Genomic DNA, 20,013 nt, shown 5'->3' with positions numbered 1-20,013 from the left:
ACCCTCCGCCCGGACGAGTCCTCCCGGCCGTCCGCACGCTGACGACTATCGACGTTTGGACCTGGCACCCGATGCGCCGACGCGAGCACAAACCCCTCACGAACGCGGCTGCCCTGCTGATCTGCGGCCTCGCCTCCGGCGTGGTCGTCGCGGCGGCGGCGTTTCCCGCGGTGGCCATGTCCGGCCTGGCTGCCAAGGCCGGCGGCGAGTCGTTCGACAGCCTGCCGAGCCAGCTCAAGCACGTGACCGCCCCGCAGGTCACCACGCTGTACGCGGCCGACGGCAAGACGAAGGTGGCCGTGTTCTGGGAGGAGTTCCGCCGCGAGGTGCCGCTCAAGGACATCTCCAAGACGATGCAGGACGCCATCGTCGCCGCCGAGGACCACCAGTTCTTCCACCACAACGGCGTCGACGTGAAGGGCATCGCGCGGGCGTTCGTCAACAACAGCGGCAAGAACGACCGCCAGGGCGCGTCCACGCTGACCATGCAGTACGTCAAGATGTCGCTCTCGTACACGGCGTCCACCCCGCAGGAGGTCGTCGACGCCACCGAGGGCACGGCGCGGCGCAAGCTCACCGAGATGAAGTACGCGATGCAGGTCGAGAAGGAGCTGACCAAGCCGCAGATCCTCGAGCGCTACCTCAACACCGCGCCCTTCGGCAACGGCGCGTACGGCATCTCCGCCGCCAGCCAGGTCTACTTCCAGAAGCAGGCCAAGAACCTCACGGTGGCCGAGGCGGCGCTGCTGGCCGGCATGGTGAAGGCGCCGACCGGCTTCAACCCCACCACGACGATCGGCTACCCGAAGGCGCTCGACCGGCGCAACTGGGTCATCGGCAACATGCGCGACCTCGGCTACATCACCCCGCAGCAGGCCGCGGACGCCGTCAAGGTCCCGCTCAAGCGCACGGTCAAGCGCAGCGGCAACGGCTGCACCTCGGTCACGACCAACAGCTGGGGCTTCTTCTGCGACTACTTCTACCGCTGGTGGCTCAGCCGCCCGGAGTTCGGCGCCACCGTGTTCGAGCGGGAGCGGCGGCTCAAGAGCGGCGGCTACACGGTCCGCACCTCGCTGGACATCAAGGCGCAGACCGCGGCCCGCAAGAACATCTCCAAGCAGATCGGCGTGAAGGACCGCGACGCGCTGCTGCTCGCCGGGATCGAGCCGGGCACGGGCCGGGTCCGCGCGCTGGCCGCCAACCGGCGGTTCAAGATCGATGATCCGGCCCATCCGGAGAACAAGCTCTCCTCGAACCCCGCCCTGCGCAAGAAGGGCAAGCGCGGCACGTACCCGAACACCACCAACCCGCTGCTGACCGGCGGCGGCGACATCACCGGCTACCAGGCCGGCTCGGTGTTCAAGATGTTCACGATGGTGGCGGCGCTGGAGAACGGCTATCCGCTGGCGTACCCGATCAACACCACCTGGCGGTACAAGTCGCCCACCTACCTGGACTCCGGCGCGCCGGCTGAATGCGGTGGGCACTACTGCCCGACCAACGCGTCGCAGTCGGAGAAGGGCCCGTACAACATGTGGACGGGCTTCGGCAGCTCGGTCAACACGTACTTCGTGCCGCTGGAGGAGAGCGTCGGCGCCGAGAAGGTCGTCGACGTGGCGAAGCGGTTCGGCGTGAAGTTCCGCAACCCCCACGACAACGAGCTGGCGACCCGGTACGCCCACGACTGGGGCTCGTTCACCCTCGGCGTGGCCGACTCGACGCCGCTGGACATGGCCAACGCGTACGCCACCCTGGCCGGCGACGGCATGTACTGCCAGCCGACGCCGGTCCAGCAGATCACCGCCGCCTCCGGGGAGAAGCTGGACGTCGGCAAGCCGCAGTGCAAGCGGGCCACCCCGAAGGACGTGGCACGCGCGGCCATCGATGCGGCGCGCTGCCCGGTCGGCGACTCCGCGCAGCTGGGCGGCTGCCGGGGCTCCACCGCCGGCGACACCCACGGCATCGTCGGGCACCCCGTCTTCGGCAAGACCGGCACGACCGACAACGACAAGACCGCCTCGCTGATCGTCGGCACCACGAAGATCGTCGTCGCGGGCTACCTGGTGAACCCGGACTATCAGAATCACCCGTACCGGATGCTGCACGGCGTGGTGAACCCCGCGGTCCAGAAGACCGTGCGCGACATCATGAAGGGCGAGCCGGACGAGGAGTTCAGGAAGCCGTCGGGCACCAAGATCGCGAAGGGCGAGCAGCGGTCCGTGCCCGACGTCACGTGCCGCAGCATCTCGGAGGCCACGTCGCTGCTGCAGAACGCCGGCTTCATCGCGGCCACCGGCGCCGAGGTGACCTCGTCCTGCCCGAAGGGCACGGCGGCCGGCACCGACCCGTCCGGCACGACGGTCAAGGGCGGCTTCGTCAGCATCCAGGTCAGCGGCGGCCCGGCGCAGACGCCCGGCAACCAGCCCGGCAACCAGCCGGGCAACCCACCCGGACGCGGCCCGGGCCGCCCGGGACCGCGGTAGAAACGGACTCCGGACGCCTCCCCGGCCCCTTTCAGGGGGGTCGGGGATGCAGATCGTCGTCGATACCGGCAGACTGCCTCGGCATGGAGGTGCATCAGCGGCTCGGCGGCCGCTACGTTCTTCTCGCCCCGCTCGGCCGCGGCGGCATGTCCGTGGTCTGGCGGGCCCGCGACGAGATCCTCGATCGCACGGTCGCCGTCAAGGTCCTCGCCGCCCGGCACATGGGCGACCCGGAGTCCCGGCGGCGGATCCACCAGGAGGCGCGGGCGGCGGCGGGGCTGTCGCACCCCAACATCGCCCAGGTGTACGACTACGGCGAGTCCTCGGCGCCGGGCACCGCGGTGCCGTACATCGTGATGGAGCTGGTCCGCGGCGTACCGCTGCACGACCGGATGCACGCCCCGATGTCGCCCCGGTTCGCGATGCGGGTGTGCGCCGAGGTGGCCGCCGCGCTCGCCGCCGCGCACGCCGACGGCCTGGTGCATCGTGACATCAAGCCCGCGAACGTGCTGCTCGCCGAGACCGGCGCCAAGGTCGTCGACTTCGGCATCGCCGCGGCGATCAGCCGGTCCGGCACCGGCGACCTCGACGCCGAGGTGTACGGCACCCCGGCCTACCTGGCGCCGGAGCGGCTGACCGACGATGCGGTGGACCCGGCCTCCGACGTGTACGCCCTCGGCGTCCTGCTCTACCGCCTGCTCTCCGGCCACTCGCCCTGGTCGGCGGACACCACGACGCAGATGCTGTCCGCCCACATCTACGTGGCGCCGGAGCCGCTGCCGCAGTTGCCCGGTGTGCCCGGGTACGTGGTGGACCTGTGCAACCGCTGCCTGAACAAGGACGTGACGCTGCGCCCGAGCGCCCGGGAGGCGGCCGCGCTGCTGGCCCAGGGCGCCGGCCTGCGCGTGGTGGCGGACGAGCCGTTCCGCGCCGACGGTGCCACCGCCGTGGACCCCACCCCGTCCGTGCTGATCCGCCGCGACGCCACGACAGCGGCCACCAACGGCGCGGTGGCGGGCGGCGCCGCGGCGGGCGGCGCGGCGGCCGGCGACGCCGCGGCAGCGAGCGCGGTGGCCCACCCGGATGCCGTGCCGCTGCGTCCGGCCGCGGAGACGACAGCCGAGACGGCGGCGGGCACAGCAGCGACGCCGGCAGCGACCTCGGCAGCGGCGGCAGCGGCCCCGCCCGCCGGCGGGCAACGGACATCGCGCCGGAGGGTCCGGCTCGCCATGGTCGCCGCGGCCGTGGTCGCCCTCGCCGCCGTGCTGTGGCTGCTCTTGCCCGGCCACGGGGGCGAGGACGAACCCACGGAGGCCCAGCCGGTCGCCCCCGCGTCCTCCGGCGGCGCCGCGGTGCCGGAGCCGGGGGCCACCACGCCGCGCAAGCCGGTGTCCCAGACCACCCCGGCGACGGCACCCGCCACGGCCGGGACGACGGCGGGTGGGGGCCCGGACGGCGCCGGCGGCACCGCGGGCACCGAGCCGCCGCGGGCGACCGCCACCACCGGCGGCGCCACCGCCACGACGACGACCCCGCGGCCGACGGCCACCACCGAGCCCGAGGAGCCGGCCCGCGAGTACACGTTCTCCTCGGACGGCGGTTCGGTACGGGCGAGCTGCCCGGAGGCGGGCCGGGCGCAGCTGCTGTCGTGGTCGGCGACGCGGCCGTACAAGGTCGACGGGGTGGACGCCGGGCCGGCCGCCGCGGCGTCGGCGACCTTCCGGCACGGCAATGAGCGGATCAGGATGACCGTCACCTGCTCGTCCGGTACCGCGTCCGTCTCGACCGACGAGGTCTGAGCCGGGTCACCAGCTGTGCAGCGTGCCGTCCTCGAGGCGGTTCACCGGCAGCGAGGCCGGCCGGTACGGGTACCGCGCGGCGAGTTCCTCGTCGATGTCGACGCCCAGCCCCGGCGTCTCCGAGGGATGCAGATATCCGTCGGCGAACCGGTAGCCGTGCGGGAACACCGCGTCGGTCTCGGCGGTGTGCGGCATGTGCTCCTGCAGCCCGAAGTTGGGGATGCTGATGTCGAGGTGCAGCGCGGCCGCCATGCACACCGGGGACAGATCCGTGGCGCCGTGCGAGCCGCTGCGCACGTGGTAGAGGTTGGCGAGGTCGAAGATGCGGCGCAGGTGGCTGATGCCGCCGGCGTGCACGACGGTGGCGCGGATGTAGTCGATGAGCTGCTCGGTGATGAGCTGCCGGCAGTCCCAGATGCTGGTGAGGACCTCCCCGACCGCGATCGGCGTCGTGGTGTGCCGCCGGATCAGCCGGAAACCCTCCTGCAGCTCGGCCGGGACGGGATCCTCCATCCAGGTCAGGTCGTACGGCTCCAGCGCCGCACCGAGCCGGGCCGCCTCGATCGGGGTGAGCCGGTGGTGCACGTCGTGCAGCAGCATCAGCTGGGGTCCGAACTCGTCGCGGATCCGGCGGAACACCGACGGCACGTGGTTGAGGTAGCGGCGGGTGGACCAGACCGCCTCGGACGGCACGGCGGCGTCGGCGGGCTCGTACGGCGTCCCGCCCGCGCTGACGCCGTACGTGGTGGCCAGCCCGGGCACGCCGGTCTGCACGCGGACTGCCCGGTACCCGGCGTCGACGAGCCGGGCCACCTCGCCGAGCACCCCGTCGACCGTCTCCGCGTTGGCGTGGGCGTACACGGTGACGCCGTCGCGGGACCGCCCGCCCAGCAGCTGGTACACCGGGAGCCCGGCCACCTTGCCCTTGATGTCCCACAGCGCGGTGTCGACGGCGGCGATCGCGGTCATCGTGACCGGCCCCCGCCGCCAGTACGCGCCCTTGTAGAGGTACTGCCAGGTGTCCTCGATGCGCGCGGGATCGCGCCCGATGAGCGCCGGGATGACGTGTTCCCGCAGGTACGCCGCCACGGCCAGCTCACGCCCGTTGAGGGTGGCGTCGCCGACCCCGGTGACCCCGTCGTCGGTGACCACCTTCAGCGTCACGAAGTTGCGCCCGGGGCAGGTGACGACGACCCGGGCCTCGGTGATCCTCACTTCTCCTCGTCCCCGACGCGTGCCACCAGCTGCGTCGGGTTCACGAACCGCAGGGCCACGACGAGCAGCACCAGCATCATCGAGGTGTAGATGACCGCCATCGCGTCGACGGACTGCTGCGCGCGGATGCCGGCGGACGACATCGAGTAGTAGAGCGCGACGACGAGCGTCTGCGAGTCCGGGCCGGCGGTGAGGAAGGTCAGCTCGAACATCCCGACCGTGCGTACGAGCACGAGGATCGCCGCGGCGAGGATGCCCGGCACCGACAGCGGCGCCAGCACCCGCAGGAACACCTGCCACGTCCGCGCGCCGCACATCCGCGCGGCGCGCTCGATCGCCGGGTCGATCTGCTCGATGAACGGCGTCATGGTCAGGATGACGAACGGTACGGACGGCACGAGGTTGGCCAGCACCACGCCGGAGAGGTGGCCGGCGAAGCCGTACTTGTAGAGCACCGTGGCCAGCGGGATGCCGTACGTGATCGGCGGCATGAGGATCGGCAGGAGGAACAGCAGGAGCAGCAGGCGCCGGCCGGGGAACGAGGCGCGGGCCAGCGCGTACGCCGCGGGCACCCCGATGAGCAGCGAGATGCCGACGACGAGCACCGCCACCTCGAGGGTGACGACGAGGACCGGGCCGAGCGTGAAGTCCCGCCACGCCCGGCCGTACCAGTCCGCCGTCCAGCCCTGCGGCAGCCACGTGTCGAACCAGCGGCGGCCGAACGAGCTGACGACGACGGCCACGATGACGCCGGCCAGGTTGACGAAGAAGAAGATCACCACGCCCCAGATCAGCCAGCCGAGCGGGCTGCCGGTGAGGCGGCGCGGCCGCAGCTCCGTCATCCTTTGCCTCCCGCGGTCGAGCCGGTGTAGAGCAGCGCCCGCCAGCCGAGGACGAGGCCGAGGACGACGAGCTCGACCACGCCCATGATGACCGCGATGGCGGAGGCGAGGACGTAGTCGTACTGCACGTAGGCGGCCTCGTACGCGGCGATCGAGATGACCCGCGTCTCGCCGGCCGGGTCGCCCACCAGCACCGCGGACGGGAACACGCTGAACGCCAGCACGAAGGTGAGGCAGAACGTGGTGGCCAGCCCGGGTGCGAGCAGCGGCAGCGTGACCCGGCGGAACCGCTGGACCGCGCCGGCTCCCAGCGTCGCGGCGGCGCGTTCCAGCGCGGGATCGATGCCCGACAGGTACGAGCTGACGAGCAGGAACGCGAACGGGAAGCCGGTGATCACCAGCGAGAAGAACACACCCCAGTAGTTGTTCGTCAGGCGTACCGGCGCGTCGGTCAGGCCGGTGCTCTGCAGCACCCGGTTGAACCAGCCGGTGGGCCCCAGGAAGTTCAGCAGGCCCTGCGCGGTGAGCACGGTCCCGAGGGTGATCGGCAGGACGAGCAGGGTGGTCAGCACGCGCTTGCCGCGGTACCGGCCGCGCATCCGGTACGCGATCGGCACGGACGCCAGCACGTTCAGCAGCGCGGCCGGCAGCGCCAGCCCGAGCGTGGTGGTGATGGTGTCGCGCAGGTACGCGTCGGTGAAGAACCGCCGGTACGCCCCCAGCGGGCCGCCCTCGGCGGGTTGCAGCGACAGGCCGATGCCGTAGAAGAACGGGTAGATGAACAGCACCACCACGAACACGGCGGCCGGGAGCAGCAGGAGCAGGTGCCGGTCGATGCCGCGGTCGGCGAGCCGGTGCCGCAGCGCGGTCACGGGTCGTCCCGGGGGAACACGAGCAGCCGGGCCGGGTCGACCGCGACGTGGATGCGGTCGCCGGGCGCGGGCCGGGTGGGGCCGCGCAGGAACAGGGCGATGCCCGCCTCCGTCCGCGCCTCGACGGCGACCTCCCGGCCCTGGTATTCGACAACCTCCACCGTGGCCGGTACGCCCTCGGTGGCGATGCTCAGGTCCTCGGGACGGGCGGCGGCCACCACGAGGTCGCCCGCCGCGATCGCCCCGACCGGCGTACCGGTCATTGTGATGCCCTCCCCGCCCACGGTGACCCGGCCGGCGGCCGGCGGCTCGGCCTTGAGCGGCAGCAGGTTGCGGTAGCCCATGAAGTCGGCGACGTGCCGGCTGACCGGGCTGCCGTGCACCTCCTCCGGGGTGCCGATCTGCTCCACCCGGCCCTCGCGCAGCACGACGAGCCGGTCGGCCAGCGACAGCGCCTCCTCCTGGTCGTGCGTCACGTACACGGTGGTCAGGCCGAGCGTCTGGTGCAGGCGGCGGATCTCCGTGCGCATCTCGAGGCGCAGCTTGGCGTCCAGGTTGGACAGCGGCTCGTCCATGAGCACCAGCGACGGCTCGAGAACGACCGCCCGCGCGATGGCCACCCGCTGCTGCTGGCCGCCGGAGAGCTGCCCGGGCAGTTTCCCGGCGTGCTCCCCCAGGTGCACCAGCCGCAGCGCCTCGTCGACCCGCCGGCGGGTCTCCGCACGCGGCACGCGGCGCATCTGCAGCCCGAAAGCGACGTTGCGGCGCACGGTCAGGTGCGGGAAGAGCGCGTAGTTCTGGAAGACCATGCCGAAGCCGCGGCGTTCGGGCGGGACGGTGTCGAGCCGGGCGTCGTCGCGCCAGATGCTGCCGCGGGTGAGCGGGAGCAGCCCGGCGAGGCAGTTCAGCGCGGTGGACTTGCCGCAGCCCGACGGTCCCAGCAGCGCGATGAACTCGCCTTTGCGGATGGTCAGGGTCAGCCCTGCGAGGGCCTCACGGCCGCCGAAGCTGCGGCCCACCCCGTCCAGCCGCAGCTCGCGGAAGCCGGGCTCGCTCACTTGCGCACCTTGGCGCCGCCGATCTCCCGGTCCCAGCGGTCGAACGCGGCGACCAGTTCCTTGGCGCCGAGCGGCACCTCGAGCGGGTGGGAGGCGATGAGATCGGCGTACTCGGGGCGGCCGTACTCGCCGATGGCCTCGCGGCTGTCCTGCGGTGCGGCGGCGAGCTCGACGCCCTGCACCGCCGGACCCGGGTAGAAGTAGCCCTGGTCGTATGCCTTGGCCTGCTGTTCCTTGGTGAGCATGTGGGCGAGCAGCAGCAGGACGGCGGCCTGGTCGTCGGCGGGCACGCCGCGCGGGATGACGGCGTAGTGCGCGTCGGTCACCCAGTGGAAGTTCTGCAGCGCCGCGACCTTCGCCTCCTTGGGCACCGTGCCCAGCACGCGCGGGTTGATGTCCCAGCCGGTGGTGGTGGCGATGATCTTCGCCGACCCGTTGGCGAGGTTCTTCATCGTCTCGCTGGTGCCCGAGGGGTAGAGCGTGATGCTCTTGTCCAGCTCCTTCAGGTACGCCCAGGTCTTGTCCCAGCCGTTGACCGGGTCCTTCGGGTCGCGGTCGCCGAGCAGATAGGGCAACCCCATGAGCAGCGTACGGCCGGGGCCCGAGTTGGACGGTCGCGCGTACTGGACGGCGCCCGGGTTCGCCTTCGCGTACGCGAGCAGCTCCTGGGCGGTCTTCGGCGGGTTCGGCACCTTGGCGGGCAGGTATTCGAGCAGCGGCCCGGACGGGTAGTAGGTGACGGTCACTCCGGCGTCACCGGCGAGCTTCTGCATCGCGGCGGCGCCGGGCAGGTACTCGCGCATGCCGGGCAGCCGGTCGGCGTACTTGGGCAGCAGCGGCGTCCAGAGTCCCTGCTGCAGGCCGGCGGAGAGGCCGTCCACGCCGGTGAGGACAAGGTCGATGTCGACGCGGTTGGCGTCCTGCTGCGCCTTGATCTTGCCGACCAGCTCCGGGGCGGTCGCCTTGGCGTACGTGACGCGCGAGACCACGTCGGTGTTGCTGGCCACGAAGTCCTCGATCATGCCCTGGGTGAGCTGCAGGTTCCCGGCGACGTCGAGGATGTTGAGGGTGACCGCCCGGCTCGGTCTGGCCGGCGCGTCGCCCTGCGGCGCGGCGGAGCCGCCGGAGTCCGGGGCGCTGCAGGCGGCGAGGACGAGGAGGGTGGCCAGGGCGGCGGCGACGCGGCGGGCCGAGGGACGCGCAAGCATGCGGACTCCCCTGTCTCGAAGCGCGGGAGGGGCCCCCTCAAGCTACGGACACGGTTAACCACATTCAAGACCGTCCATATTTATCGATCAAAGTTCCGGAACCTCACCACGTGAAGCGCCCCGGGTACGTGACATCCGCCAGCCGGTTCTGCCCCTTCACGTTGGGGTGGAAGTAGTCACCCTTGTTCACCAGGTCGAGGGAGAACCGCACGCCGTGCACCGCGCCACCGTCCCAGCGGCAGTGCCCGCCGTACGCCTCGCAGGCCTCGGCCAGCTGGTCGTCGTACGCGTCGATGCGCTCGGCGACGCGGTCGCGGCGCTCGTCGTCCGCCGCGGCCGTGGAGGTCGGCTTCGCCAGCATCGACGGGCACACGCCGCGGTTCCAGGCACGCACCGCGGCGGGCTCGTCGTGACCGAGCCGCCAGAGGCGGTGCAGGTCCGGGACGCTGACCACCAGCACCCGCGCCTTCGGCAGACCCGTGCGCAGGATGGACAGCGCCTTGTCGACGTGGCCCCGGAAGGTGCGTACGGGCGTCATGGACGCCACGTCGTCGGCGCAGGCATCGTTGGCGCCGATCAGGACGGTCACGTACTGCGCCCCCGCATCGACCGCCGAGCGGGCCTGCGCGGGCAGGTCCGCGGCGCGCGCCCCCGGGAAGGCGAAGTTGCGGGCCCGGCCCTTGATCTTCGGGTTCGCCTCGCGCAGCCGCCGGTAGTGGCTGTCCACGTCGTCCGAGCCGCCGGTCGACCACGAGTTGCGGCTGCAGGCGACGAAGACGGCGCAGCTGCCGAAACCCGCCGTGACCGAGTCGCCGAGCGCGGCCATCGAGGACGGCAGGCCCGGGGAGGGCTTGGGCCGCCCGGTGGGGGCCGGGTCGGCGGCGGCGCCGTCGCACGCGAGGGCGAGGACGCCGAGCAGGGCCAGCGCGACGGTGTGCCGCCGACGGAACACGAGACCTCCAGCACTCATGGTTACGACACGGACACTGTAGGCCATCGGCCGGCGCTGTACTGCCCTGTGCGATTTGTTGACATCTCTGTGCAGGATTGTTGAGATGCGTTCATGCCGAAGTGGACTGTCGCGCTCCTCCTGCTGGCCGGCCTGGCGACTCCCGCAGCCCCCGCCCACGCGCACGCCGCTGCGGCCGTACCCGTCTATCCCGCTGTCGGGCCGACCACCCACCTCCTGGACCACGCCGCGCTGCTCGGTGACGTCGCCGAGCCCGCGTGGTACGAGGCGAACATCCCGTTCGTGGACCTGCCCGACCGCGACATCCAGCAGACGTACTACTACCGCTGGCGCACCTACAAGGAAGCGCTGAAGTACACCGGCCCCCAGGACGGCTGGATCGTCTCGGAGTTCCTCGGCCCGGTCGGCTACTCCGCCCCGTACGGCGGCATCGACGCCGCCGCCGGCCACCACGTCTACGAGGGACGCTGGCTGCGCGACCGCCGCTACGCCGACGACTACCTCGACTACTGGCTCACCGGCTCCGGGGCCGGTCCGAAGCCCGCCACCGACCAGCTCAACGACAATGCGACCGACTGGGCGCACCAGTATTCGTTCTGGGCGGTGGACGCGGCCGTGGCCAGGGCCCAGGTGACCGGGGACTGGCGCTTCGTGCTCGACCGGATGCCGCAGCTGGAACGGCAGTACGCCCGCTGGAAGGACACCAACTTCGACGCCGCCACCGGGCTCTACTGGCAGGCGCCGGTGTGGGACGCGATGGAGTTCACGGCGAGCTCGTACCAGAGCGACGACCCGTACCACGGCGGTGACGGCTACCGCCCGACGCTCAACGCCTACCAGTACGGCGACGCCCGCGCGCTGGCCGTGCTCGCCCGGATGGCCGGCGACACGGCGAAGGCGACGCGCTACGACCGCGAGGCCACGAACCTGCGCAACGCCACCGAGAAGTACCTGTGGGACCCGCGTACGTCGTTCTACAAGCACGTCATGCGCGAGGGCAACCCGCAGCGCACGCCGATCGCCGACCGGGAACAGATCGGGTACATCCCCTGGTACTTCCACATGGCGCCGGCCGCCAACGCCGCCGCCTGGGCCCAGCTCACCGACCCGCAGGGCTTCGCGGCGCCGTACGGGCCCACCACCACCGAGCGGCGCAGCCCCTGGTTCATGCACGACGCGCTCGCCGGCTGCTGCCGCTGGGACGGGCCGAGCTGGCCCTTCGCCACCAGCCAGACGCTCACCGCCCTCGCGAACCAGCTCATCGACTACCCGGCCCAGTCCTACGTGGACCGCGACGACTACTACGGGCTGCTGCGCGGGTACGCCCTCACCCAGCGCAAGGACGGCAAGCCGTACGTGGCCGAGGCGCACCACCCCGACGAGGACCGCTGGATCTACGACGGCCGCAACCACAGCGAGGACTACAACCACTCCACGTTCACCGACAACGTGCTGTCCGGGCTGCTCGGCGTCCGCCCCCAGGCCGGGGACTCGCTGCGCCTCGCCCCGCTCGTGCCGGCCGGGTGGGACCACTTCGCGCTGGAGAACCTGCCGTACCACGGCCGCAACGTGACCGTGGTGTGGGACCGCGACGGTGCCGCGTACGGCCAGGGCCGCGGGCTGCGCGTGTGGGTCGACGGCACATTGCGCCACACCCAGACCTCGCTGTCCCCGGTGACCGTGGCACTCACCGGGCCGCCGTCGGCGGTCAACCTGCCCGAGCTGGTCGACGACGCCGCCAACGTCACCGAGGCCGGCTATCCCACGGCGAGCGCGTCCTACACGTGGCGCGGGGACAAGGCGGTCGACGCGATCGACGGGCAGGACTTCCACCTCGACGTGCCGGCCACGCGCTGGACCTCGTACGGCTCCCCCAACGCCCGCGACTGGCTGCAGGTGGACCTCGGGGCGGCCACCGTGGTCTCCGACGTCCGCATCGTCTTCTACGACGACGGCGGCGGCGTCCGCACCCCCCAGTCGTACGCCCTGCAGTACCAGAACCCGGCGGGCGACTGGCTCGACGTCCCCGGCCAGACCCGCTCCCCCGCCGCGCCGGTCGGCCGGGCGGTGAACCGGGTGCTGATCGACCCGCCGCTGACCACCGACCGGCTGCGCGTCTCGCCGGCCCGCGACGACGGCGGTGCGGTCGGCATCACGGCGCTGCAGCTGTGGCGCCAGCCCGATCCGCGCGTGTCCGTACGGTTCGACGGCCTCGTCGACGGCGCGGTCCCGGTCGACGCCGGCAAGACGGTCACGGTGACGACCCGCCTCACCGGCCCGGCGAACCTGTCGCTGCAGGTGCCGCGCGGCTGGACGGCGCGCCGGACCGGCCCCGACACCTGGCAGGTCACCGTGCCCCCGGACGCCGACGTCGCGGCGGGCCTGCCGATCCGGGCGGTGGCCACCTCCCCCGCCGGCGTCAGCAGCGCGCTCGCGCCCACCCGGTACGTCTTCGACCCGGCGGACTTCCCGCGCACGCTGTGGGACGACGACTTCAGCACCGACCGCACCGCGGCGTACCGGCTCGACCGGCCCGTCCCGGCCGAGGCGGCGCCGACGTTCGCGGTCACCGGCGGCGCGCTGACGGCGAGTTCGGCCGGCCGTGCGTTCGGCGTGCTCGCCGCGCCCGTCGCGGCCGGCGACAAGGGCACCGCGATCGTGGTGGAACCGCGCTCGTTCTCGGGCGCCTCGCCGGAGGACAGCCTCTTCCTCGGCCTGGCCGCCGGCGCCGACGACTACGCGCTGGCCTGGTACAACAACCACTTCGGCACGTCCGGCGCGGACGTCGAGGTCGCGGGCGGCTCCCGCCCGGAGGCGACCGGGGGCTGCTGCACGGACGTACGCTGGCAGCCGGGCGACCGCTTCGCCGCCGTGGTGCGCTCCGGGCACCTGACAACCTGGCGGGAACACGACGACGCCTGGACGCTGCTGCACGACGCCCCGGTGGACGCGGCCGTCCCGCCGGCGACCACCGCGACCTGGGCGCCGGCAGTCGGCCTGCGGCTCGACCCCGGCACGATCAGCCTGGACCGGGTGACCATGCTCGGGCGCTAGGCGTCGTGCCGCGCACTGTTCGATCTTCGAGTCAGTACAGTGCGGGGCATGGCCCAGCTACAGCAGGAAATCGCCGCCGAACTCGGCGTCCGGCCGGCCGTCGAGCCGAAGACGGAGATCCGCCGGCGCGTCGACTTCCTCAAGGACTATCTGCGGTCAACCCCGGCCCAGGGGTACGTGCTGGGCATCAGCGGCGGCCAGGACAGCACCCTCACCGGCCGCCTCTGCCAGCTCGCCGCGGAGGAACTGCGGGCCGAAGGACAGGAAGCAACCTTCGTCGCCGTACGTCTGCCGTACGGGGTGCAGGCCGACGAACACGACGCCCAGATCGCCCTCGACTTCATCCGCCCCGACCGCTCGGTCGCCGTGAACGTCCGCCCCAGCGCGGACGCCGTCGGAGCCGAGGCGGCGCAGGGCCTGCGCGACCTGCTCGGCGAAGAACCCCGCCTGCGAGACTTCGTCCGCGGCAACATCAAGGCCCGCGAACGCATGGTGATCCAGTACGCGATCGCCGGCCAGCTCAACCTCCTCGTCGCAGGCACCGACCACGCCGCGGAAGCAGTGACCGGCTTCTTCACCAAACACGGAGACGGCGCGGTAGACGTCACCCCGCTCACCGGCCTCACCAAACGCCAGGGCGCGGCCCTGCTCCGCGAGCTGGGAGCCCCGGCGAGCACCTGGCAGAAGGTCCCGACCGCCGACCTCGAGGACGACCGCCCGGCCCTGCCGGACGAGGTCGCGCTGGGCGTCACCTACCAGCAGATCGACGACTACCTGGAGGGCATCGAGGTCACCCCGGAGGCGGCGGCGCGGATCGAATCGGCCTTCCTGGCGACGCGCCACAAGCGCGCCCTCCCGGTCACGCCCCACGACACCTGGTGGCGGCCGGGCGCCTGATCACGGTCACTGCAGCACCAGCACCGGCCCGCAATCACCATCACTCGCGCTGTGTTGATCGACCGGCACTCCGCCGGTGCTGCCTGCAAGATTGCTGCCGCCGGCGAATGGCTCTCGGCCAGTTCGGGATCAACCGGCGAGCTGGAGGGTCAGTATGGGCACCTGGGACGTCGGACCGTTCGACAACGACACCGCTGCCGACTGGCGCGGTGACTTGGACCAGGCCACCCCCGAGCAACGAGAATGGGACAGTGATCGACACTCCCTAGCGGCTCGCATCATCCGCCCCGGCCGGACCGCTATGGATGCACGCTGGTGTTGACGCATGTAAACCAAGCACAGCACCCTATGACTACCGCGGTGGTGGCTGCCCGGTGCGGCGTACCCGTCGTACACAATGTGGTCCATGACCTCACCTGTCCGCCGGTTGATCGCTATCCGCTACCACCGTGACCGGCCTTGGGATGCTGACTTCACGGCACCTCCTCGCTGGGACGACGTGGTGGCGGCAATCCGGCGGATGGACGACCATTTCTTTCCGATCGTTCAACTCAGCTGCACCCTGCAGGACGACGACGAGGCAATGTTCAACGTGGTCGGCGGGAACAGCAGGTTTGCGCTCTTCCACCAGATGGGTGACTGGCGGTACAGCGACCCCGCCGGCTCAGACGAGGACGTTCGCCTGTGGACCAGCGACCAGGGCTACTTCTGCGCAGAGCGCAACATCCTCACCAACATCGAGAAAGTACTAAGAATTACGAAGACCTACTACGAGACGGGCTCCTACGCCGACCTCGACGCTGTCCTCTGACAATCATCGAGTAAAGGGAGGTCGCCAGGTCAACGCACAAGAGCCTGCCGCCGAGAACCCGCGTGGTTCGAGAACGAAGGTGCCCGATTGACGTGTCAGTCCGGTGGCTCACGCCTGGCATGTGGTCGGGCGCCGAGGGCGCAGTCGAGCCGGTTCAGCGTCTCGGCGACCGTGAAGTCCCAGCCCACGAGGTTCGGGCCGGTCCAATTGAGCCCAACTCGAAGGCCCTCCTCGGCAAGCTGGGGAATGTCTTGTTCACGCCACGTCTGCAGCGTCATAGACGCCACGCGTAGATCGCCACCCCATACCCTGACAGCACGCTGAGCCCTCACTTCCGAGGACCAGTACGGCATCGCCCGATCTCCACTGTCCGTCATTGGCGCAGGACTGCCTTGGTCGTTCCTCACGTACCAGACGACCTGATGGCGAGCGATCTCCTGGAAGAACGCCGCGGCTTGGCTTCCGCTCTGACTCATCGGCTCGAAGACTAACTGCCTACGGCTTCTCGTGCGCCATGCCGGCTGACGCACTGTTCTGGCGCCGTAAACGCGCCGCGCATCCATTCAGTACGATCGGTTGCGCCGCTACTGACGACAGCATCAACGCCCCCGCTCGGCAGGAACGGCGGGATTTGCTCGCTTGCGCGGCCGGAGGACAGTGTGAGGACTGATCAACCGCGCGAAGGGCATGCCGATGACTCGGACCCGATGGACCGCGAGCTGCTTGGCGCTCGCCGCCGTCCTCGGCCTGCTCGCCGCCGGCGTCTTCCTGGCTGACGACCGGCAGCGCAGTCGGATCGTCGACCAGGGCGACCAGGTGCGGGCCGTTGTCACCGCCGACCACGACGACGAGTTCGATCACTGGTACGCCGTCAGGTACACAGTGCAAGGAACAGCCCGCAGCGCGGACCTGCGGTATCCGTGGGTGATCGACAAGCTGCCGGTCGGCTCGGAGCTCACCGTTTACGTCGACGCGGACCATCCGGAGATGATCGCCACCGCGGACGGCTACTCCACGCCGGTGTGGGCCTCCGCCCCGGGCTTCCTCGCCGTACTGGCCGTCGCTGCGGCGTTCGCCTCGACCGCCGGCCTGTTCCGGAACCGGCGGACCAGGCAGGTCTGACCTCCGCTCCGCGGCAGGGAATCAGCCCATGGCGACCAGCGTTTGTTGTGGGCAGCCCCAGGGTCGCATCGCCGACCACTTCTCCTGGTCGATGATCTTGTAGAGTCCGCCCGGTGGGATTCTTCGGCACTTCGATGCTGATTCGCGCTGATGTCGACGTAACCGCCCTCGACATCGTCCGCGACGCCGGTGGCACACCGGACGGCGGATGGGTCGGCAAGGACGGCTGGCGCTTCGCCCGGGTGCATCGCGGCGATCCACTGACCGCAGAGCACGTTCGCGCGGTGGCTGATCAGGTCAACGCCCCTTTCCTCGCCGCGTACGTAGTGGACAGCGACTTTGTGGAAGTACGGTGCGCTGCCCCAGGCATGTCGGTGCTCCGGTTCGTCCTGCAACCGCTCTACGCCGCAGACTACGACTGCCCAGTGGACTCGCATGCACAAGAAGCCGCCGTGCCCTACCTGCTGCGGTGGGCCGGTGAGGGTGCTGACGAGGCCCTGCTCCGCGCCGCCGTGCAAGGTTGCCTCAGGTTCGCTGAAGACTCGGTAGTTCGCTTGGCAGCAGCCATTGGGGCCATCACCGCTTCCGACTTGAGGGACTACACGTTCGGGCCGATCGAGGACATCCACACCTGACCCAGGGCACTGACTCGAAAGCGGTCGGCTACGGACCGTCCTCACCGGCGTCGACGGGCGCACCAGCTCCACGCAGCGTCATGCCCGGTGTCGCTGTCCTGTGCCGAGCACACGCTCATACCGAAGATAGTGCGTCAGGCCGCTTCTCTGGGCCGACACTACCTCGAAAGGTTCTCCTGACTCGCTTGGACCGCAAAATGTAAGCGGCCATCAGGAGGTTCGGAGCAGCGTCGATCGCGACACCCAGCGTTGATTTCATGTTGAACGCGTTCCATCCCACCAAGAAGAATAGCGACAGGACGTTGTAGAGCACGTTGTGCGCGATAGCCACTCGCCTTCTCCGCAACATCAGCCTGAACAACAGTGCGGCGTACAGGATCAAAAGGGTGTTCGAGACGACGTAGAAGGCCAGTGCGGGCGCCGGTACGAAGGAGGTGAGACCGGCCAGCGAAGGGTTGGCGCCGATGATGAGCGACGCGATGGTCAACTCCAAGCCGTGGGCCGCAAGCCCCGCCAGCACGACGAGGTAGACGATGAGCCAGCCACGGATCGGCTCCGCCCCGTCCTCGAGTACCTGCACTGCCGAGATGTGGGTGCTGGATTGCTTTTCAGGGCGGCGCATGAGTCTACTTCCATTCTTGTTGGCAGCGACGCGAGGTCCGCCGTTCAGGCGTGTAACAACCCATTCTTCGGCCGATCGGCTGAGCCGTCCATGGTGGTAGCACCCGTCTTCGTGGGGGTCCTGCGACAGCGCCAGAACGCCCCCGGCGACAACGAGGTGCTGCTGGCCAGTGGTCTCTTTTCATGGGCACGCCGGCACCATTCCCCGTCCAGACATGAGTCCGGAACTTCGGAGCCGTAGCAGATAGATCAACCTGGCGGTAGGAGCGTGCCTGGCCGAACTGGAGGGTCGGGAGGCGCACGGTCCGGGCCGGCGGCGTGCCGTCGAACGGCGTGACGCCAAGGCGACGCCAAAAGTCGACGAAGACCGACCTCAGCCGCGCAGGACCCGGGTCAGGGCGGTGAACGCGGCCTTGGGTGCCAGGTTCCGGTCGAAGATCAGGTCGTCACCGAGCTGCGGCGGGTAGGTGCCGGACTCGGTGGTGGACCCGTACCGGTCGGTGACGCCCCAGGTGGTGTACGAGGTGCAGTTCGGGGCAGCCAGGCAGGCGGTCAACGCGGTGGCGTACTGCTCGGCCTGTCCGCCAGCCGAATCGCCGTACACATCTATCTCGGACACCCGGGCCGACAGCCCGAGCCGGGCCAGGTCCGCGAAGTGATCCTGCAGGACGGCCGCGGTGACCCGGTCGCCGGCCTCGTGGATGTGCGCCTCGAAGCCGACCCCGTCGATCGGCACTCCCCGCCGCTTGAGCCGGCCGACCAGGCCGAGCAGCGCGTCCCAGCGCTCACCGTCGGCTTCCAGGCCGAAATCGTTGAGGTACAGCTTGGCGCCGGGGTCGGCGGCCCGGGCCGCCGCGAACGCCCTGTCGATGTACGTCTCCCCCATCGCCTGCTGCCACAGGTGCCGGCGTAGCCCCGTTCCCCCGTCCTCGTAGTCCTCGCTCTCGGTGGACAGCGGTTCGTTGACGACGTCCCATTCGGCGATCCGGCCGCGGTAGTGACCGACCACGGTGCTGATGTGATCGAGCATGATCTGCTCGAGCCGGCCGGCCGGGGCGTCCTGCATCCAGCGCGGGTTGGCCTCGCCGAAGACCAGGGTGTGCGCGTGCACCGCGATGCCGTTGGCCGCCGCGAAGTCGACCAGCAGGTCGCCCCCGGTGAAGTCGTAGCGGTCCGGCTGCGGGTGGACGAACTGCGGCTTCACCGCGTTCTCCGTGGTCAGCATCGAGAACTGGGCGGCGGTCAGGCGGCGGTATCCGTCGTCGGCCAGCAGCGGCTCGGCGGCCACGGCAGCGCCGATGGGCAGCGCCCGGCGGTCCGCTGCGAGCACCCGCAGCGACCCGGGCGCGGGCGCCGGCTGGCCGAGCGCCGGGGCGTCGACGACGGTGGCGCTGCCGCCGCCCAGCCCGGCGGCCCGCAACGAGGTCAACGTCCAGCCGGCCGGCCCGCCGGGTGAGGTCGCCGTTCCGCCGTCATCGGCGTCGGCGCCGAAGAACACCCGCCCGGAGCCGAATACCCCGGGGTCGGTGACGGACAGGCGGGCGTCACCGAGCCGGACCGTGAGCTGCCCACCGGCCCGGGTGACGGTCACCGTTGCCGCGGCCGGTACGGCCACCTTGGCCCGGCGGTGGACCGCCGGATCGTCGCCCCGCCCGTCCCAGACCGCCAGGCGCACCTCCCCGTCGGTGACGGTGACGGCCAGCCCGGGCGGATTGTGCCGCCACTCGTCGTACACCACCGGCACATCGCCGTACAGGATGAGCACGGCCGACTGGCCGGCCGGCCGATCCACCCCGGCGGTGATCTCCACCGGGCCGCGCACCGCAAGCCGCGGCCCGCGCAGGTTGACCGGCGGGTTCGGCTGGCCGCCGGAGCCGTCCTGCCGCACGATCCGCCCTCCCAGGCCGACGATCCGCACCCCGCCGGGGCCGACGGTGGCCCCGGCGAGATGCGTCCAGTCGTGGCCGGTGAGAACATCGACGGCGGTACCGTCAGCGGGCGATGCGTCGTCGCCGGCGCCGACCGCCGCCCACCCGCCGGCCGCCGCCACCACGACCGCGACCGCGACCGCCAGCCAGGCCCGGGGATGCATCCGCATGCCGTTTCCCACCGTTCAGAGTGTGCAGTCGCACCGCACGTGCGCAGGCATTACCCGTTGACATCCGAGCAGTAGTCGGAACTGGTGCCGCTGCTGCTCGAGATCCGCAAGGTACTACTTCGCTCACACTGGGCCGGCTGGCTGATCGACATGCTCGAGCTCACTCGTCGATGCCTTCAGGGTGGGACCCGGACTCGCGCACGGGACTGTAAAACGAACGGTGTAACTCCTGATCAAGGAGACGCACCTGATGACCGTCATGACGGATGCCGTGGATACTTCCGCGGTGGCGAAGAAGAAGACTCCGGCGAGCACGCCGGAGGGCGTG

Annotated in this window: 17 protein-coding genes; 8 read left to right on the top strand and 9 right to left on the bottom strand. The window is 70.8% G+C overall.

Annotation, left to right across the window (positions count from 1 at the left end; translation table 11 throughout):
- The first annotated feature begins 71 nt into the window (after nucleotides 1-71).
- A complete protein-coding gene (locus tag IT780_RS27400; RefSeq protein ID WP_199514666.1) occupies nucleotides 72-2,483 on the top strand; it encodes a transglycosylase domain-containing protein in 2,412 nt (803 codons plus the stop codon).
- Nucleotides 2,484-2,566: 83 nt separating this feature from the next.
- A complete protein-coding gene (locus IT780_RS27395) occupies nucleotides 2,567-4,282 on the top strand; it encodes a serine/threonine-protein kinase (RefSeq protein WP_199514665.1) in 1,716 nt (571 codons plus the stop codon).
- Between the two features lie 6 nt (nucleotides 4,283-4,288).
- Here the strand turns inward: IT780_RS27395 and manD are convergent, their stop codons facing one another.
- From manD to IT780_RS27365, 6 genes are all read right to left on the bottom strand, one after another.
- Entirely contained in the window at nucleotides 4,289-5,497 is a 1,209-nt protein-coding gene (gene manD / locus IT780_RS27390; protein ID WP_199514664.1) for a D-mannonate dehydratase ManD, read from the bottom strand.
- Entirely contained in the window at nucleotides 5,494-6,339 is an 846-nt protein-coding gene (locus tag IT780_RS27385; protein WP_199514663.1) for an ABC transporter permease, read from the bottom strand. The genes manD and IT780_RS27385 overlap by 4 nt, the downstream gene beginning before the upstream one ends.
- Nucleotides 6,336-7,211: an ABC transporter permease gene (locus tag IT780_RS27380; protein ID WP_199514662.1), complete on the bottom strand. Its 876-nt coding sequence runs from the start codon at nucleotides 7,209-7,211 to the stop codon at nucleotides 6,336-6,338. The genes IT780_RS27385 and IT780_RS27380 overlap by 4 nt, the downstream gene beginning before the upstream one ends.
- Entirely contained in the window at nucleotides 7,208-8,269 is a 1,062-nt protein-coding gene (locus IT780_RS27375; RefSeq protein WP_199514661.1) for an ABC transporter ATP-binding protein, read from the bottom strand. Before IT780_RS27375 ends, IT780_RS27380 begins: the two co-directional genes overlap by 4 nt.
- Nucleotides 8,266-9,477 (bottom strand): extracellular solute-binding protein, encoded by a 1,212-nt coding sequence (locus IT780_RS27370; RefSeq protein WP_199514660.1) that lies wholly within the window; start codon nucleotides 9,475-9,477, stop codon nucleotides 8,266-8,268. The genes IT780_RS27375 and IT780_RS27370 overlap by 4 nt, the downstream gene beginning before the upstream one ends.
- Before the next feature lie 103 nt (nucleotides 9,478-9,580).
- Nucleotides 9,581-10,429, bottom strand: a complete 849-nt coding sequence (locus IT780_RS27365; RefSeq protein ID WP_372443809.1) for an SGNH/GDSL hydrolase family protein — start codon at nucleotides 10,427-10,429, stop codon at nucleotides 9,581-9,583.
- A 111-nt stretch (nucleotides 10,430-10,540) separates the two neighbouring features.
- On the opposite strand from IT780_RS27365, the gene IT780_RS27360 reads away from it, so the two are divergent.
- The 4 genes from IT780_RS27360 (at nucleotide 10,541) to IT780_RS27345 (ending at nucleotide 15,209) form a co-directional block, all read left to right on the top strand.
- Nucleotides 10,541-13,501, top strand: a complete 2,961-nt coding sequence (locus IT780_RS27360) for a discoidin domain-containing protein (RefSeq protein ID WP_199514658.1) — start codon at nucleotides 10,541-10,543, stop codon at nucleotides 13,499-13,501.
- Between the two features lie 48 nt (nucleotides 13,502-13,549).
- Nucleotides 13,550-14,398, top strand: coding sequence for an NAD(+) synthase (gene nadE / locus IT780_RS27355; protein ID WP_199514657.1), 849 nt, complete (start codon nucleotides 13,550-13,552; stop codon nucleotides 14,396-14,398).
- 154 nt (nucleotides 14,399-14,552) lie between these two features.
- A complete protein-coding gene (locus IT780_RS42160) occupies nucleotides 14,553-14,720 on the top strand; it encodes a DUF4259 domain-containing protein (protein ID WP_233413619.1) in 168 nt (55 codons plus the stop codon).
- 84 nt (nucleotides 14,721-14,804) lie between these two features.
- Nucleotides 14,805-15,209, top strand: a complete 405-nt coding sequence (locus tag IT780_RS27345) for a hypothetical protein (RefSeq protein WP_199514656.1) — start codon at nucleotides 14,805-14,807, stop codon at nucleotides 15,207-15,209.
- A gap of 95 nt (nucleotides 15,210-15,304) precedes the next feature.
- Here IT780_RS27345 and IT780_RS27340 read toward each other — a convergent pair whose 3' ends face one another.
- Nucleotides 15,305-15,685 (bottom strand): DUF2750 domain-containing protein, encoded by a 381-nt coding sequence (locus IT780_RS27340; RefSeq protein WP_199514655.1) that lies wholly within the window; start codon nucleotides 15,683-15,685, stop codon nucleotides 15,305-15,307.
- Between the two features lie 217 nt (nucleotides 15,686-15,902).
- Between IT780_RS27340 and IT780_RS27335 the strand changes: the two genes are divergently transcribed.
- Nucleotides 15,903-16,331, top strand: coding sequence for a DUF3592 domain-containing protein (locus IT780_RS27335; protein ID WP_199514654.1), 429 nt, complete (start codon nucleotides 15,903-15,905; stop codon nucleotides 16,329-16,331).
- Between the two features lie 113 nt (nucleotides 16,332-16,444).
- On the top strand, nucleotides 16,445-16,966 hold the full coding sequence (locus IT780_RS27330) for a hypothetical protein (protein ID WP_199514653.1): 522 nt from the start codon (nucleotides 16,445-16,447) through the stop codon (nucleotides 16,964-16,966).
- A gap of 115 nt (nucleotides 16,967-17,081) precedes the next feature.
- On the opposite strand, the gene IT780_RS27325 is transcribed toward IT780_RS27330, so the two are convergent.
- Nucleotides 17,082-17,588, bottom strand: coding sequence for a DUF2569 family protein (locus tag IT780_RS27325; RefSeq protein ID WP_199514652.1), 507 nt, complete (start codon nucleotides 17,586-17,588; stop codon nucleotides 17,082-17,084).
- A 372-nt stretch (nucleotides 17,589-17,960) separates the two neighbouring features.
- On the bottom strand, nucleotides 17,961-19,685 hold the full coding sequence (locus IT780_RS27320) for an endo-1,4-beta-xylanase (RefSeq protein ID WP_199514651.1): 1,725 nt from the start codon (nucleotides 19,683-19,685) through the stop codon (nucleotides 17,961-17,963).
- Nucleotides 19,686-20,013: the final 328 nt, after the last annotated feature.

It is taken from the genome of Nucisporomicrobium flavum (genome assembly GCF_016464385.1).
GTDB lineage: Bacteria > Actinomycetota > Actinomycetes > Mycobacteriales > Micromonosporaceae > Actinoplanes > Actinoplanes flavus_A.
Note: the sequence above shows the minus strand (reverse complement) of the source record. Positions and strands in the feature narration are given on the sequence as shown.

Bases quoted from the DNA above. Each gene is read 5' to 3' on its own strand.
- IT780_RS27400 (WP_199514666.1), top strand. From the start codon at position 72: ATGCGCCGACGCGAGCACAAACCCCTCACGAACGCGGCTGCCCTGCTG.
- IT780_RS27395 (WP_199514665.1), top strand. From the start codon at position 2,567: ATGGAGGTGCATCAGCGGCTCGGCGGCCGCTACGTTCTTCTCGCCCCG.
- IT780_RS27385 (WP_199514663.1), bottom strand. From the start codon at position 6,339: ATGACGGAGCTGCGGCCGCGCCGCCTCACCGGCAGCCCGCTCGGCTGG.
- IT780_RS27370 (WP_199514660.1), bottom strand. From the start codon at position 9,477: ATGCTTGCGCGTCCCTCGGCCCGCCGCGTCGCCGCCGCCCTGGCCACC.
- IT780_RS27360 (WP_199514658.1), top strand. From the start codon at position 10,541: ATGCCGAAGTGGACTGTCGCGCTCCTCCTGCTGGCCGGCCTGGCGACT.
- nadE (WP_199514657.1), top strand. From the start codon at position 13,550: ATGGCCCAGCTACAGCAGGAAATCGCCGCCGAACTCGGCGTCCGGCCG.
- IT780_RS42160 (WP_233413619.1), top strand. From the start codon at position 14,553: ATGGGCACCTGGGACGTCGGACCGTTCGACAACGACACCGCTGCCGAC.
- IT780_RS27345 (WP_199514656.1), top strand. From the start codon at position 14,805: ATGACCTCACCTGTCCGCCGGTTGATCGCTATCCGCTACCACCGTGAC.
- IT780_RS27340 (WP_199514655.1), bottom strand. From the start codon at position 15,685: ATGAGTCAGAGCGGAAGCCAAGCCGCGGCGTTCTTCCAGGAGATCGCT.
- IT780_RS27335 (WP_199514654.1), top strand. From the start codon at position 15,903: ATGACTCGGACCCGATGGACCGCGAGCTGCTTGGCGCTCGCCGCCGTC.
- IT780_RS27325 (WP_199514652.1), bottom strand. From the start codon at position 17,588: ATGCGCCGCCCTGAAAAGCAATCCAGCACCCACATCTCGGCAGTGCAG.
- IT780_RS27320 (WP_199514651.1), bottom strand. From the start codon at position 19,685: ATGCGGATGCATCCCCGGGCCTGGCTGGCGGTCGCGGTCGCGGTCGTG.